Annotated in this window: 15 protein-coding genes; 5 read left to right on the forward strand and 10 right to left on the reverse strand. The window is 67.7% G+C overall.

The features are described from left to right. Window positions 1-34 precede the first annotated feature (34 nt). From ABIC35_RS11660 to ABIC35_RS11675, 4 genes are all read right to left on the reverse strand, one after another. Complete coding sequence (locus tag ABIC35_RS11660) at window positions 35-559, reverse strand: DUF1345 domain-containing protein (protein WP_121078919.1); 525 nt, start codon at window positions 557-559, stop codon at window positions 35-37. A gap of 140 nt (window positions 560-699) precedes the next feature. Further along, window positions 700-1239, reverse strand: coding sequence for an inorganic diphosphatase (gene ppa / locus ABIC35_RS11665; RefSeq protein WP_064311114.1), 540 nt, complete (start codon window positions 1237-1239; stop codon window positions 700-702). Window positions 1240-1275: 36 nt separating this feature from the next. Next, the gene (locus ABIC35_RS11670) at window positions 1276-3165 is read right to left on the reverse strand and encodes a M61 family metallopeptidase (protein ID WP_121071983.1); all 1890 of its coding nucleotides are present in this window, start codon (window positions 3163-3165) and stop codon (window positions 1276-1278) included. 94 nt (window positions 3166-3259) lie between these two features. Continuing rightward, window positions 3260-4207, reverse strand: coding sequence for an isoaspartyl peptidase/L-asparaginase family protein (locus tag ABIC35_RS11675; protein ID WP_121071985.1), 948 nt, complete (start codon window positions 4205-4207; stop codon window positions 3260-3262). 171 nt (window positions 4208-4378) lie between these two features. On the opposite strand from ABIC35_RS11675, the gene ispG reads away from it, so the two are divergent. Further along, a complete protein-coding gene (gene ispG, locus ABIC35_RS11680) occupies window positions 4379-5500 on the forward strand; it encodes a flavodoxin-dependent (E)-4-hydroxy-3-methylbut-2-enyl-diphosphate synthase (protein ID WP_121078921.1) in 1122 nt (373 codons plus the stop codon). Window positions 5501-5524: 24 nt separating this feature from the next. Here ispG and ABIC35_RS11685 read toward each other — a convergent pair whose 3' ends face one another. Together ABIC35_RS11685 and ABIC35_RS11690 are read right to left on the reverse strand one after the other, a co-directional pair. Further along, window positions 5525-6304: a TSUP family transporter gene (locus ABIC35_RS11685; protein WP_121071987.1), complete on the reverse strand. Its 780-nt coding sequence runs from the start codon at window positions 6302-6304 to the stop codon at window positions 5525-5527. Window positions 6305-6407: 103 nt separating this feature from the next. Then, the gene (locus ABIC35_RS11690) at window positions 6408-7277 is read right to left on the reverse strand and encodes a 3-hydroxyacyl-CoA dehydrogenase NAD-binding domain-containing protein (protein WP_121071990.1); all 870 of its coding nucleotides are present in this window, start codon (window positions 7275-7277) and stop codon (window positions 6408-6410) included. Between the two features lie 68 nt (window positions 7278-7345). On the opposite strand from ABIC35_RS11690, the gene ABIC35_RS11695 reads away from it, so the two are divergent. Beyond that, window positions 7346-8329, forward strand: coding sequence for a DUF1176 domain-containing protein (locus ABIC35_RS11695; RefSeq protein ID WP_121071992.1), 984 nt, complete (start codon window positions 7346-7348; stop codon window positions 8327-8329). 6 nt (window positions 8330-8335) lie between these two features. Here ABIC35_RS11695 and ABIC35_RS11700 read toward each other — a convergent pair whose 3' ends face one another. Together ABIC35_RS11700 and ABIC35_RS11705 are read right to left on the reverse strand one after the other, a co-directional pair. Beyond that, complete coding sequence (locus ABIC35_RS11700) at window positions 8336-10555, reverse strand: transglycosylase domain-containing protein (RefSeq protein ID WP_354278451.1); 2220 nt, start codon at window positions 10553-10555, stop codon at window positions 8336-8338. 68 nt (window positions 10556-10623) lie between these two features. After that, window positions 10624-11190 carry an HNH endonuclease gene (locus tag ABIC35_RS11705; RefSeq protein WP_093297008.1) on the reverse strand — a complete coding sequence of 189 codons (567 nt, stop codon included), beginning with the start codon at window positions 11188-11190 and terminating at the stop codon, window positions 10624-10626. Between the two features lie 100 nt (window positions 11191-11290). Between ABIC35_RS11705 and gluQRS the strand changes: the two genes are divergently transcribed. Continuing rightward, on the forward strand, window positions 11291-12133 hold the full coding sequence (gluQRS, locus tag ABIC35_RS11710) for a tRNA glutamyl-Q(34) synthetase GluQRS (RefSeq protein ID WP_121071996.1): 843 nt from the start codon (window positions 11291-11293) through the stop codon (window positions 12131-12133). 9 nt (window positions 12134-12142) lie between these two features. Next, window positions 12143-12370 (forward strand): HIG1 domain-containing protein, encoded by a 228-nt coding sequence (locus ABIC35_RS11715; RefSeq protein WP_093297005.1) that lies wholly within the window; start codon window positions 12143-12145, stop codon window positions 12368-12370. A 145-nt stretch (window positions 12371-12515) separates the two neighbouring features. On the opposite strand, the gene ABIC35_RS11720 is transcribed toward ABIC35_RS11715, so the two are convergent. Both ABIC35_RS11720 and ABIC35_RS11725 read right to left on the reverse strand, forming a co-directional pair. After that, complete coding sequence (locus tag ABIC35_RS11720; RefSeq protein ID WP_121071998.1) at window positions 12516-13808, reverse strand: PQQ-dependent sugar dehydrogenase; 1293 nt, start codon at window positions 13806-13808, stop codon at window positions 12516-12518. Next, window positions 13808-14248, reverse strand: a complete 441-nt coding sequence (locus tag ABIC35_RS11725) for a DUF2231 domain-containing protein (RefSeq protein ID WP_147425803.1) — start codon at window positions 14246-14248, stop codon at window positions 13808-13810. The genes ABIC35_RS11720 and ABIC35_RS11725 overlap by 1 nt, the downstream gene beginning before the upstream one ends. A 114-nt stretch (window positions 14249-14362) precedes the next feature. On the opposite strand from ABIC35_RS11725, the gene ABIC35_RS11730 reads away from it, so the two are divergent. Beyond that, window positions 14363-14929 (forward strand): cob(I)yrinic acid a,c-diamide adenosyltransferase, encoded by a 567-nt coding sequence (locus ABIC35_RS11730; protein ID WP_121072002.1) that lies wholly within the window; start codon window positions 14363-14365, stop codon window positions 14927-14929. Window positions 14930-14991 lie beyond the last annotated feature (62 nt).

The following is a 14991-nucleotide window of genomic DNA, read 5'->3' on the forward strand; positions in this document are numbered from 1 at the left end:
CCGGCAGGCTGGGTTCGGGCGGACGCCCGGCGCCTCAACTACCCCCGAGAACGTTGATCGTGAAGGCCACCACGCCAAGGTTGAACACGAAGGCCGCCAGGCAATGCAGCGTCACCACGCGGCGCAGCTGGCGCGTCTCCACGGAGACGTCGCTGGTCTGGAAGGTCATGCCCAGGCAGAAGGCGAAATAGATGAAGTCCCAGTAGTTGGGCTCGGGCGTCTTGGGGAAATCGAGCCCGCCCTTGTCGCGCCCGCCCGGTGCCTCGCTGTAGAACAGGTGGGCATAGTGGAGCGCGTAGACGGCGTTGCTGAAGGTCCAGCTAAGGCCCAGTGTGCCGATGATCAGCGCGAGCTGCGCGGGCTGGGGCGCCTTGCGCTCCATCAGCTCGCTCGCGATCGCGATCAGGATGATGACGGTGACCGCGCCGGTGATGCCGAGCAGCACCAGCCGGTTCGCATCGTTGTTGCAAGCCGAGCGCCGCATCGCATCGGACTGATGCTTGAGCATGGGGACACACAGCGCCAGGAACAGCGCCGCGCCGATATCGAAGGCGAGCATCGCGCCCATCCGGATGCCGAACTGCGGCACCAGGAAAAAGCCCGCCGCAAGTGTCGTCGCGGCGAAGGCAAGGAAACGCGGCGGCGCGAGGACGTTGCCGACCCCTCGGGGTCGCGCCCCGCGCCGCCGCATATTCTGGCTCAGGCTGCCTTGGCCTTCTTTGCGGCCTCGATCGCCTCGAGGACGATGCGGCGCGCTTCGGCGGCATCGCCCCAATTGCCGATCCGCACCCACTTCTCGGACTCGAGGTCCTTATAGTGGGTGAAGAAGTGCTCGATCTGCTGGAGCACGATGGTCGGCAGGTCGGTGCGCTCGCCCACGTCTGCATAGTAGGGGAAGGTGCTGTCGACCGGCACGCAGACCAGCTTCTCGTCGCCGCCGGCTTCGTCTTCCAGCTTGAGCACTGCGATCGGGCGCGCACGCACCACGCAACCCGGCACGAAGGGCGAGCGGGCGATGACGAGCGCGTCCAGCGGGTCGCCGTCGGGCGACAGCGTGTGCGGCACGAAGCCATAGTTCGCCGGATAGCGCATCGGCGTGTGCAGGATGCGATCGACGAACAGCGCGCCGCTCGCCTTGTCGAACTCGTACTTCACCGGCTCGCCGCCGACCGGCACTTCGATGATGACGTTCAGATTGTTCGGCGGATCATCGCCAATGGGAATGAGATCGATGCGCATGATTTCTCTAACCTGTGGTTGGCGGCTACGCCCGTCTCAGCGGGCTTGCAGCAGCTTGTCGAGGCCAGCCTCTCCTTCGACCGTCTTGACCAGATGCGGATAGCGCAGCCCGTCATGATAGTCGATGCTAACCTCTCGGTAACTATCGTCCCGTTTCAAGGTTAACCGAATCGGCGCCTTGGTGCCCTTGGCCGCCTTCACCGCCTCGATCAGCGCGTCGACGGCATAGGCGCGGCCGTTCACCGCGACGATCTCGTCGGCGACGGTGATCCCCGCCTTGAATGCCGGACCGTCCCACATAACGCCGGCAATGCCCTTCTTGCCGACCGCGAGGCCCAGCGAATAGCTGAGGTCCGCGGTGCCCGGGCGGCCCATCTTGTTCGGCACGTCGGTGTAGACCAGCTTGTAACCGTTCCGCTCGAAGCCCTTGAGCGGCGCGCGCTCGGATACGTCGTGCAGGCGGGCGGTGAGCAGCTTGCGCCAGTCATAGGGCTGGATGCCCTCCAGCGCCTTCACCACATCGTCGAACGTGTAGGTCACCTCGCCATAATCGCCGTCACGGCCGCCGAAGAAGGCGCGCGCGAAATCGTCGATCGACTTGGTGCCCTTGCTCTGCTCGCGGAGGATCGAATCGACCTCCATCCACACCAGCAGGCCTTCGTTGTAATAGTCCTCGCTGCGCTGCCAGCTGGTCCAGCCCTTGGGCGCGCGGGCGGTGATGATCGGATCGTTGGTGGTGTCGATCATCGGGCGCCACTGGCGGCCGGCACGATTGTCGAGGCTCGCCATGATGTTGGCATAGCCTTCCAGCGTCTCTTCCTTGGTGACGAGGCCCGAACGCGCCTGGAACACATAGCCCCAGAACTGGGTCTGCCCCTCATACACCCAGAGCGACTGGTCGCGCATCGGCATGCGGAAATCGGGCGTCCACAGCTCGGCACCGCGGCGATACTTGCCGTCCCAGCTATGGGTATATTCGTGCGGCAGCAGGTTGCGCGCACCCGCCTGCTCGGCCCATTTGGTGAAATAGCCCGGCCCCACGCCGTCCTCGGAGCTGCGGTGATGCTCGAGGCCGATGCCGCCCATCTTGTCGCTGATCGACAGGAGGAAATGGTAGTGATCGTAATGCTGGGCGCCGAAGGTCTTCACCGCCTGCTCGACCAGACGCTTGTGCGCCTCGATCTGCTCGGGCTTGGCTTCCAGCTCGTCGGCGCTGTCCGCCACCACGTCGAGCGTCACGCGTTCGCTGAGCGGGAACTTGCGATAGTAGCGGCCGGCGATCACCGGCGAATCCATCAGGATCTCGTAGCTGGTGGTCTCATAGGCATAGGTCGAGCCGGAGACCTTGGCGGGCACCGCGCCGGCGGCGGTCCAGCCCTCGGGATACTTCACCGTCGCCTGGATCGGGATGCGGCGGGTGAAATAGCCCGCCGGATAGAGGCTGAGCGAGTTGAACTGCACGCTCATCATCTCGGGCGTCATCACAATGCGACCCTGGTTGCCGTCGGTCGCGGAGACGAACTGGAACTCGGCCTCGACCGTCTTAGCGCCAGCGGGCACGTCGACATGGAAGGCGAACACGTCGACCGTGTCGCGCGTCCAGGGGATGCGCTTGCCGTTGGCCTTGATCTGCAGGCCCGCCAGCTTCTCGATCTCGCCGCGGGGGCCGTGCTTGCCCGGAAGCCACTCGGGGAAGAGCAATGTCAGGCGGCCGGCCTTCGCGACCGGGATCGTCTCGCGCACCCGGAAGATGCCGCGCACCGTGTCGGTCGCGTCCACATCGATCTTGAGCGTGCCGGGATAGGCCACGTCGCGCGCCGCCGGGATGGTGTCGACGATCGGCACCGGCTGCGGCATCGAATTCTGCGCGAACGCAGGCGCGGTGGTGGCCAGCAACAGGCTGGCGAACGAAATGGCACGAACCATGATGTGACGGCCCCTTTTGATTGATCTTCGCGAACGCGAAACGGCGCGGATCGGGCAATATTGTTGCTCGCGAATTTCCGCGAGGCAAGGGGGTTCAGCCGCGCCGATCCTCGTAGATCGCGACCGTACGCTCGCCGCCTGCCGAGGCCTTGCCGCGATACATGCCGGGGGTGGTGAAGCTCCAGTCGAGCTCGCCGGTGGGGGCGACCAGAATCACCCCGCCGACGCCGCCCATCGCCTTCACATCGGCCATCACCACGTCGGCGGCTTGCTTGGCGGTCTCGCCCTTGAACCGCATCCGCGCGCAGATCTCGTGCGCGACGCCCTCGCGGATGAAGAACTCGCCCGAGCCGGTGGCAGAGACGGCGCAGGCGCGGTCATCGGCATAGGTGCCCGCGCCGATCAGCGGCGAATCGCCCACCCGATCCCAGCGCTTGCCGGTGAGCCCGCCGGTCGAGGTGGCGGCGGCGACATGGCCCTGCGCGTCCATGGCAACCGCGCCGACCGTGCCGTATTTCATGTCGACATCGAAGCCGCCCCGCGCGGTGTCGCCTTTCATCGATTCGAGCTGCTGGCGGCGCTCCTCCGTCCCGAACCAGCTGTTGTCGACCTGCTCCAGCTGCTGCTCGCGGGCGAACTGATCGGCACCCTCGCCGGCGAGCAGGACGTGGCGGCTCTTCTCCATCACCGCGCGGGCGAGCGCGACCGGGTGCCGCGTAGTGGTCGACCCCGCCACTGCGCCAGCGGCGCGGGTGCGCCCGTCCATGATCGCGGCATCGAGCGTGTGGCCGCCCTCCCAGGTGAACACCGATCCGCGCCCGGCATTGAAGTGCGGATCATCCTCCAGCACCTGCACCGCCGCCTGCACCGCCTCGACCGCCGAGCCGCCCGACTCCAGCACCGCCGCGCCGGCGTCGAGCGCGGCAGTGAGGCCGGCCTCGGCGCCCGACTCCTGCTCGGCGGGCAGCTCGCCGCGCCGCATGCTGCCGGCACCGCCGTGGATCATCAGCGTCCAGCGGGGCTTGGGGGTAGCGGTGGACATGGCGGAGGGCTCCTGCGGATAGGGTTTGCGCCGTCCCCTAGCAGATCGGACGGAGGGTCCAAGCCAGGACCTGAAAGCCGTATCCTCCCCCGCCAGGGGGAGAAAACACTAAGGTGGCAGCGGATACCATCCGCCCTAGCCCTGCCTCCCCGATGCGCCTATATGGCGCCCATGTCCGTACGACCCTGGCGCGATATCGTCCGGCGGCAAAGCCGTCAGATCATGGTGGGCAACGTGCCCGTTGGCGGCGATGCCCCGGTGACGGTGCAGACCATGACCAACACCGCCACGTCCGACGTGAAGGCGACGATCGACCAGATCCGCCGCTGCGAGGAAGCCGGTGCGGACATCATCCGCGTATCCTGCCCGGATGTCGAAAGCACGACGGCACTCAAGCAGATCGTCCGCGCCGCGCGCGTGCCGATCGTAGCGGACATCCATTTTCACTACAAGCGCGCGCTGGAAGCCGCCGACGCCGGCGCCGCCTGCCTGCGCATCAACCCCGGCAATATCGGTTCGGCCGACCGGGTGAACGAGGTGGTCAACGCCGCCAGGGCCAATGGCGCGGCGATCCGCATCGGCGTGAATGCCGGCAGCCTCGAAAAGGACCTGCTCGAGAAGTATGGCGAGCCCTGCCCGGAGGCGCTGGTCGAATCCGCGCTCGATCACATCAAGCTGCTGCAGGACCGCGACTTCCACGAATTCAAGGTGGCGGTGAAGGCGAGCGACGTGTTCCTCGCCGTCGCCGCCTATCAGCAGCTGGCCGATGCGGTCGACTGCCCGCTGCACCTGGGCATCACCGAGGCGGGTGGCTTCGTCGGGGGCACGGTCAAATCGGCGATCGGCATCGGCTCGCTGCTCTGGTTCGGCATCGGCGATACCATCCGGGTCAGCCTCTCGGCCGAGCCCGAGGAAGAGGTCCGCGTCGGCTTCGAGATCCTCAAGGCGCTCGGCATCCGCAACCGCGGCGTTCGGGTCGTCTCCTGCCCCAGCTGCGCGCGCCAGGGCTTCGACGTGATCCGCACCGTGCAGGCGCTGGAGGAACGGCTCCAGCACATCCGCACGCCGCTGTCGCTCTCGGTACTCGGCTGTGTGGTCAACGGCCCCGGGGAGGCGCGCGAGACCGATATCGGCCTCACCGGCGGCGGCAACGGCAAGCACATGGTCTATCTGTCCGGCCTGACCGACCACACGGTCGAGGATGCCGACATGCTCGATCACATCGTCAAGCTGGTCGAAGCCAAGGCCGCCGAGATCGAAGCGGCCGCCGAGCCGGCACAGGCGGCGGAGTAACCCGCGCGCCTGATGGCGCGCCGACTATCCGTGGAGGAACTTCCAAAGCGGGTTGGTCGGGTTCGCCAGCAGCTTCACGACCAGCGCGAACGACATCACGACCAGCAGCGGGCGCACGCCCCGCCCGCCGAAGCGGATCGCCAGCCAGGCCCCGACCTGGTTGCCGGCGATATTTGCCGCAGCCATGGTAAAGCCGAGCAGCCACAGCACCTTGCCGCCGGCGATCATCGCGAGCAGGCCGGCGATGTTCGTCGCCAGATTGAGGAACTTCGTGTTCGCGATCGCGCGCACCAGGCCAAGCCCGCCCAGGGCCACCAGCGCGGTGGTCAGGAAGGACCCCGTCCCCGGGCCGAAAAAGCCGTCGTAGAAACCGATGCCGCCACAGACCAGCGTCAGCCCGATCCGCCCGAGCCGCGCGTGGCGATCCTCCTCGCTCATCTTCGGCGCGAGCAGGAAGTAGAACCCCATCGCGATCAGCAGGATCGGCACGAAGGCAGCGAGGAAGCTCGGGTCGACATGCTGGACGATCGTCGCGCCAAGCACCGACCCGGCGAACGCGGCCGCCGCAGGCAAGGCGAACGCCTGCACGTCGATCCGCCCCGCACGGAAAAAGGCAAGCACCGCCGATCCGGTGCCGAGCGCACTTTGCAGCTTGTTGGTCGCCAGCGCCGCGACCGGCGGGACGCCGGCGGCCATCAGCGCAGGGATCGTCAACAGCCCGCCCCCGCCTGCCAGCGCATCAATGCCGCCGGCCAGGAAGGCGATGAGCAGCAGAAAGGAGATCGCTTCGACGGTGAGATGCATGCCGCTCGCTATCGCGCGGCCCGAGTATTGGAAACCCCGCGGGTCGTTTCCACCGTGCCGAGGGTCAGCGGAAGCGGCACCGCACCGCTCCCGCGGGAAGGGGTCAGCGCGTCGGCACGGGCTCGGCGCCGGTATAGTCGTAGAAGCCGCGCTTGGTCTTGCGGCCGTACCAGCCGGCTTCGACATACTTCACCAGCAGCGGCGCGGGACGGAACTTGGGATCGCCGGTGCCTTCGAACAGCACGCGGGTGATCTCCAGGCAGGTGTCGAGCCCGATGAAGTCGGCAAGCGTGAACGGCCCCATCGGGTGGTTGAGGCCGAGCTGGCAGGCCGCGTCGATGTCGGGGATCGTCGCCACGCCCTCCCCCAGCGCGAAGCACGCCTCGTTGAGCATCGGCATCAGCACGCGGTTGACGATGAAGCCCGGCGCGTCGTTGGCGTGCACGATCCGCTTGCCGAGCGACTGGCCGAACGCCTCCACCGCCGCGACCGTCGCGTCGCTGGTGGCGAGGCCGCGGATCAGCTCGATCAGGCCCATCACCGGCACCGGATTGAAGAAGTGCACGCCCATGAAGCGCGCCGGATCGGGTGCCGCCTGGGCCAGCCGGGTAATCGGGATCGACGAGGTGTTGCTCGCCAGGATCGCCTCGCTGCCGAGCGCCTTGCCGACGGTTTCGAAGATCTGGCGCTTGATCGCCTCCCGCTCGGTCGCTGCTTCGATGACGAGGTCGCAAGGGCCCATCGCGGCGAGGTCGCCGATCGGCGTGATCCGTCCAAGCGCTGCTTCCGCATCGGCGGCAGTGATTTTTTCCTTCTCGACCGCGCGGGCGAGCTGCTTGCCGATGCCCGCCTTGCCGGCCTCGGCACGCGCCTGGTCGACGTCGGAGAGCAGCACGGCATAGCCCGCCTGCGCCGACACCTGGGCAATACCCGCCCCCATCTGGCCCGCACCGATCACGCCTACCGTCTTCATGTCCGTCTCCTGAAACTCTGTTGCCGCCCTACTACGCAAGCCGGCGCGGCTTCGCTAGCGTGCGCGCCATGTTCCTGCTTGCCCTTGCAACCGCCTTCGCCGCGCAGGTCGCGCCCGGCCCGTTCGAATCCTTCGGCGACTGGGCGGTAGCCTGCGACAATGTCCGCCGCTGCGAGATGACCTCGCTGCTCCCAGCAGACGGCGAAACCGAGCCCAATGGCGCCGAACTTTCGCTGGTCCGCGAGCCGGGACCGGCGGGGGAAGTGTCGATCACCGTCTGGCCCCCCGAAGATGCCAAGGGCGCACCCTCCCTCACCATCGACGGCGCACGCGTCGAAGGCGGCAGGGTTCGGCAGGGAACGTTAGAGTTCAGCGGCGTTGCGGCGCAGCGCCTAGCAACGGTGCTTGCCAATGGCCATGCTGCACGAATCGTTGCAGGGGCGGGCGAGAAGACCGGCGACATCTCCTTGGCGGGCGCATCGGCGGCGCTGCGCTTCATCGACGCGCGGCAGGGCCGGGCGGGCGGCGTGACGGCGATAGTTGCGCGGGGACCCAAGCCGGCGAGCATGGTGCCTGCCGAGGCACCCCTTCCGGTTGTTCCCGCAATCGCGCCAACTGGCGGAGCGGCCGCCGTTAGCCCCACACTGATCGCCCGGCTGAACAAGGAATCCGGCTGCGGCGAGAACTATGCCGAGGCGCTTCCCCAGCCGGAGCCGGAGATCGATGCGCTGGGTGGCGGCGCGACCTTGGTGCTGCTCGCCTGCGGATCGGGCGCCTATAACCTCACGAGCGCGGCCTATGTGGTGCGGGACGGCAAGGCAACGGAGGCCAGCTTCGACTACGACACGGATCTGATCAACACGGATTGGGACCCGAGCAGCGGCACCCTCTCCACCCACGGCAAGGGCCGCGGGATCGGCGATTGCGGGGAAGGCGCCAGCTATGTCTGGGACGGCAGCAGCTTCCGCCTGACCGAGGCAACGCGGATGGACGAGTGCCGCGGCTCGGCCAACTGGCTCACCGTCTGGCGCGCCGAGGTGCGCCGCCGCTGAGCTGCGTCACTCCTCGCCGTCGGGGTCCTCGCGCGGGGCGTCGCGGCGACGGCGGTCGGCGTCACTGCCGGGCACCGGGATCCGCACGTTGCGCGGGATCGCGTCGCGCGCCTCGCCTTCAGGTACCAGTTCGCGCACCCGGCCGAGATCCAGCTGCACGCCGTCTTGGTCGACCTGGACGCCCGTCCCGTTCAGCACTTCGTCCAGCCCGATCGCGTTCTCGTCGATCGCATTGTCTTCCTCCACCGGCGCCGGCGGCAGGGTCAGGCCGAGCGCGCGGACCATGAAGTCGCGCCAGATATGCGCGGGCAGCCCGCCACCATAGGCACCCGACACCGGGCTGTTGTCGTCATTGCCGATCCACACGCCGACGACGAGGTCGCCCGCCCAGCCGACGAACAGCGCGTCGCGCCCGTCCTGCGTGGTGCCGGTCTTGCCGAACGCCGGCACCGGCAGCGCCGCCGACCGGGCGGTGCCCGATTGGACCACCGTGCCCAGCATCGAGCGCAGATCCTCGAGCAACCGTTCGTCGAAGCGGCTCGGCCCGCCCAGCCGGCGCGCCAGCCAGTCGTCGGCCGACTCCTCCTCGTCCAGCCCGCGCGGGCGGACCGGATAGCTGCCGTTCGCCACCGCCGCATAGGCCGCGGTCAGTTCGAGCAGCGAGCCGGTCGAGGTGCCGAGCGCGATCGAGGCGTCGTTGCCGAGTGGGGTCGAGATGCCGAGGTCGCGCGCCGCCTGGGTCACCCGCCCGACGCCCAGCTTCTGGATCAGCCGCGCCGCGACGACATTGCTCGACTTGGCCATCGCCTGGCGCAGGGTGATGCGGCCAGCATAGCGGCCATCGCTGTTCGAAGGCTTCCAGTCGCCGATCTGCACCGGCGTATCGTCGACCATCGTGTCTGGCGTCATTCCCGATCGGAGCGCGGCGAGATACACGAAAAGCTTGAACGCCGAGCCCGGCTGGCGCCGCGCCTGGGTAGCGCGGTTGAACGGGCTGGCGGCATAGTTGCGACCGCCGACCATCGCGACGACGCGGCCGTCGGGTCGCATCGCGACGAGCGCTACCTGGGCCTTGCCGAGCCCCGAGGCCTTGATTACCCGCTCGGCCGCGGTCTGCAGCCGCATGTCGAGCGTGGTCGTCACGGTCTGCTCGGTGGCGACGCCGCCCGCGCGGTCGCGGGCTTCGGGGAGCACCCAGTCGGCGAAATAAGTGCCGTTAGGCAGGGTCTCGTCGCTGTCCTGGACGTGGAGCACCGCCGGGCGAACGCGGCGCGCCTCGGCCTCGGTGATGAATCCGGCCTCCTGCATCGCGCCGATCACCAGCCGCTGGCGCTCGCGGGCACCGTCGAGATTGCCGGTCGGCGCCAGCCGGCTCGGCGCCTTGACCAGGCCGGCGAGCAGGGTCGCCTGGCTCAGCGTCAGATGCTCGGGCGTGGTCGAGAAATAATGCTGAGCGGCGGCGCGCAGGCCGTAGACGTTGTCGCCGAAATAGACGTTCGAGAGATAGCGCGAGAGGATCTCGTCCTTGCTCAGCCAGGCCTCCAGCCAGAAGGCGATCAGCACTTCCTGCGCCTTGCGCCCGAAGGTGCGGCGGGAGTTGAGGAACGCGTTCTTGGCGAGCTGCTGGGTGATCGTGCTGCCGCCCTGCGATCCCCCGCCCGAGCTGACGTTGTGGAACGCCGCGCGCGCGATGCCGCGCGGATCGACGCCCCAATGGCTGTAGAAGCGCCGGTCCTCGATCGCGATGAAGGCCTGCGCGACATGGTCGGGCAGCTTGGATACGTCGACCGGCTTGCCGATCACCGCCCCGCGTCGCGCAATCGGCGTGCCGTCAGAGGCGAGCAGCGTGATCGATGGCGGCGCGGGCGGCCGCAGCGACTTGGAAAGCGGCGCGGTGATCGCCAGCCAGGCGACCGCGGCGATGAACAGCAGGATGCATACGGCGAGCCCGCGGACGATCCAGCGGCCCCAGCGAATGCGGCGCCTTCCCGATGTGGCGGGCGGCAGGTCGTCGCCGCCATCGAAGCCGCCGCCTGCGCCATAGCCGCCGCGATAAGGCTCGTGCGGCGCGGCGCTTTCCCCCGCCCCCATGCCGGGCCGCCAGATCGGCTCGCGCTTGTCGCGCCGGCCCTGCGGACGCCAGCCCTGGGGTTGCACCACATCGTCGTCGGCGCCATCGCGCCGCAACGGAAATCGACTGTCAGGGATACCGGGCTCGCGCGCCATACCTCCGCCTTAGCCGACTATCTGTGTTATCGCAATAACACACAGGGATTTTGCGCAAGGGCGGTTGCTCAGGCCTCCAGCTCGATGTCCCAATAGAGCCAGTCACGCCAGGTATCGTGGAGATGGTTGGGCGGGAAGCGGCGGCCATGTTCCTGGAGCTGCCAGCTCGTCGGCCTAATCGGTTGGATGTAGAGCGGCATGCCGGCCTGCTGGGGAGTGCGGCCACCCTTTTTGAGGTTGCAGGGGGCGCAGGCGGTAGCGACATTTTCCCAGGTGGTGCGGCCGCCCTGGGCGCGGGGAATGACATGGTCGAAGGTGAGATCCCGGTGCGATCCGCAATATTGGCAGGCGAACTTGTCGCGAAGGAACAGATTGAACCGGGTGAAGGCGGGGAATTGCGAAGGCCGTACATATTGTTTGAGCGCGATGACCGAAGGAAGCTTCAGCACCGCGCTGGGACTTCGCACCTCGCGTTCATAATAGGAGACGACGTCGACGCGTTCGAGAAAGATCGCCTTGATTGCCGTCTGCCAGGGCCACACGCTGAGGGGATAATAGCTCAACGGTGTGTAGTCGGCGTTCAGCACGAGCGCCGGGCACCCATCCGGATGGCGGATCAGATCGGGATGGTACATGCAAGAACCTCACCCTCGATTTCGGTGCCTCGCCTCTTGCGCAGAAGCGTGACGCCCGCATGACAGCATATGCCGCGACTCACGGTCAAGAGCCACATTCATGAATATCCACACCCGATTTGCCCCCAGCCCCACCGGTCGACTCCATCTCGGCCATGCCTATTCCGCCCTGCAGGCGCACGACTTTGCGCGGGGCGCAGGCGGTCGTTTCACCCTGCGCATCGAGGATATCGACGGAACGCGATCGCGGCCCGAGCATGTTGCAGCGATCCTCGCCGATCTCGACTGGCTGGGGCTGCAATGGGACGAAGCGCCGACCTTCCAGTCGCAGCGACTGGGGCTGTACCAGGAAGCGCTCGACCGGCTGCGGACGATGGGGCTGCTCTACCCCTGTTTCTGCACCCGCGCCGACATCGCCGCGAGTCTCTCCGCGCCGCATGGACCCGACGGCCCGCTCTACCCCGGCACCTGCCGCGGCTTGGTCGATCCCGACCTCACGCGCCCGCATAGCTGGCGGATCGACATGGCGAAGGCGGCCGAGCGGGCCGGGCCGCTCACCTGGCACGACGCCCATGCCGCCACGGTCACCGCCGATCCGCTGAGCCATGGCGACGTGATCCTCGCCCGCAAGGATGCACCGGCCAGCTATCACCTTGCCGTCACGGTGGACGATGCGGCGCAGGGCATCAGCCATGTCGTGCGCGGTGCCGACCTGTTCGCCGCCACGCATGTCCACCGCCTGCTCCAGGCACTGCTCGACCTGCCGACGCCGGAATACCGCCATCACGCGCTGCTCGCCGGCCCGGACGGCCAGCGCCTCGCCAAGCGGCACGGCGCCCCCACGCTGGAATCGCTGCGGCTGGCAGGCGAGGATGGCCGCGCGCTTTCCGACAAACTGCGCAAAGGGGAAGTACCGATTGGCTTCGGCCCGATCCAGGCGTAGGGTACCGCGATGTTGTTCCTCGCGATCCTGTTCCTCGCAGCGGTCCTGGCGACGCTGTTCTTCCTCATCAAGGGGCTGGTCAATATGGCCGGCACCACCACGCAGGACTTGGAGGGCGACGGCCCCAGCCAGCGCGCGCTGCGATCGAACAAGCTGATGCAGAAGCGCATCCTGTTCCAGGCAGTGGCGATCGGCGTCGCCGCGCTGATCCTGCTGATCGCCTCCGCCAAGAGCTGAAGCGGGCCCTTTACCCAAAGGCGTCATCCCGGCGGAAGCCGGGATCCATTTGCCAGGACGTTCCGGCTTGAGCCGAAACCGTGAGGCGACTGGATCCCGGCTTTCGCCGGGATGACGGTTTGGCAAGTGCGCTGGAACCTAACGCTTACCCGCCGCTGACCCGCCACACGGTGTTGCCGAGATCGTCGGCAATCAGCAGCGCGCCGGTCTTGTCGAGCCCCAGCCCGACCGGGCGGCCATGCGCCTTCTCGCCCTCGACGAAGCCGGTCACCACGTCGACCGCCTTGCCCGAGGGGCGACCTTCGGCGAACGGCACGTAGATCACCTTGTAGCCGTTGAGATGGCCGCGATCCCAGCTGCCATGCTCGCCGATGAACGCGCCCGAGCGCCATTGCGCGGGCAGGCTCGCGGCATTGGCGGCGAACACCATGCCCAGCGGCGCGACATGGCTGCTGAGGCCATAGTCCGGCTTGATCGCCTTGGCGACGAGGTCCGGCCGCTGCGGCTTCACCCGCGGATCGACATGCTGGCCCCAATAGCTGTACGGCCAGCCATAAAAGCCGCCGTCGCGCACAGAGGTGAGGTAATCCGGCACTAGGTCCGGTCCCAGCTCGTCGCGCTCGTTGACCACGGTCCACAGCACGTTGGTCAGCGGCTCGAACTGCAGGCCATTGGGGTTGCGCAGGCCGGTGCCGTAGAGCCGATAGGCGCCGCTCGCGCGATCGACTTCCCAGATCGCGGCGCGGCCGCGCTCGGCGTCCATGCCGTTCTCGGTGATGTTACTGTTCGAGCCCACGCCCACGTACAGCTTGGTGCCGTCGGGGCTGGCGACCAGGCTCTTGGTCCAGTGATGGTCGATCGGGCCGCCGGGCAGGTCGACCAGCTTGGTGCCCGCCGCGGTGATGCTGGTCTGCCCAGTCTGGTAGGGGAAGCGCAGGATCGCGTCGGTATTGGCGACGTAGAGGTCGCCGCCGACCAGCGCCACGCCGAAGGGCGAGTTGAGGCCGGTGATGAATTTGGTCTTGAGCTCGGGCACACCGTCGCCGTTGGCGTCGCGTAGCAGGATGATGTCCATGCCTGCCTTGCCGCCGCCATGGGCGTGCGCCTGGATCAGGTTCATCACCACGTCCTTGGGGCGATGGATCGGCTCGGACGGGCCGTCGGTCTCGACGACCAGCACGTCTCCATTGGGCAGCGTGTAGACCGAGCGCGGCTTCGCCAGCCCGGTGGCGAAGGCCTGGACCTTCATGCCTGCCGGCACCTTGGGTTTGCCGCTGCCCCAGGGGGCGGGCGGCACCACGTGCATCGGCGGCACGAGATATTGCTGGATGTCCGGCAGCTTGGGATCGCCGCCGATCTGCTGGCTGGTATCGCCGCCCTTGCTGGCGCAGCCGGCGAGCGCGAGCGTGGCGCTCGCGGCGAGAAGCAGTGCACGCATCAGCGGATCCTTCCGAACAGGCTTTGGCGCAGCAGGATCGCACCCAGCGCCGAGGCGCCGGTGAGGATGAGGACGGTCAGCACCGACAGGATCAGCCCGGCCGGCATCGCGCCGTACGCATCGCGGCTGTGGATGAAATTGTTGAGCAGCGCCAACACCATGGCGACGGCATAGGCGATCGCATAGGGGGTGAGCAGCCGATTCGCCCGCACTGCCGGCCGCAGCAGGTCGACGATGCCGACGATCGCGCCAAGCGCGCCCAGCACCATGCCCCCGGCGATCAGCCAGTCGGAGAAATTCTTCCAGGCGATGTCATAGGTCCGGAAATAGGCGATGTCGGTGATCATGCCCGCGAAGAAGCAGACAAAGGGCAGGCCGAGCACGATCGGGTGCAAGGGCAGGCCATAGGATCGGGTGCGAAGCGGTACGGGATCGGGCACGGGACGTCTCCCCAGACGAAGCAGGTCCTTCGAACGGTCGCGCTTTCAAGGGGTTCCGTCGCTTCCCCTCAAGCCCCTAGCCCAAGCCCCGCATACGCCTTACCTTCCCGGCCCATGGTCAAGCTCAACAAGATCTACACTCGCACCGGCGACGCCGGCACCACTGGGCTGGCGGACGGCTCGCGCGTTTCCAAGGCTTCGGCCCGGATGGAGACGATCGGCGATGTCGACGAGGCGAACAGCGCAATCGGCGTCGCGCGCACCACGCTGGCTGCCGGCGATCCGCTCGACGCGACGCTCGCCCGCATCCAGAACGACCTGTTCGATCTCGGCGCCGATCTCGCCACGCCGGGCGAGCGGGAGGGCGCGCTGCGGATCACGCCGGAGCAGATCGAATGGCTGGAGGCTGCGATCGACACGCTCAACGACGATCTCCAACCGCTCAACAGCTTCGTGCTGCCCGGCGGCAGCCCGGCGGCGGCGGCGATCCACCTTGCCCGCGCGATCACCCGCCGTGCTGAGCGCGCCGCGGTCGCCGCCAACGACCAGGGCACGCTGAGCAGCAACGCGCTTGTCTATCTCAATAGACTTTCAGATTTTTTGTTCGTGGCCGCCCGCACCATGAACCAAAAGGGTGCGGCGGACGTTTTGTGGGTCCCTGGGGGACCTCGTAACCAATAGCCCGTTCTGCGCGCATCCCTCCGTATGGGTTGCCCCCGCAACCGGCCTGCGGTAGGAGAACA

This window comes from Sphingomonas trueperi, assembly GCF_040545965.1.
Taxonomy (GTDB): Bacteria; Pseudomonadota; Alphaproteobacteria; order Sphingomonadales; family Sphingomonadaceae; genus Sphingomonas; species Sphingomonas trueperi_C.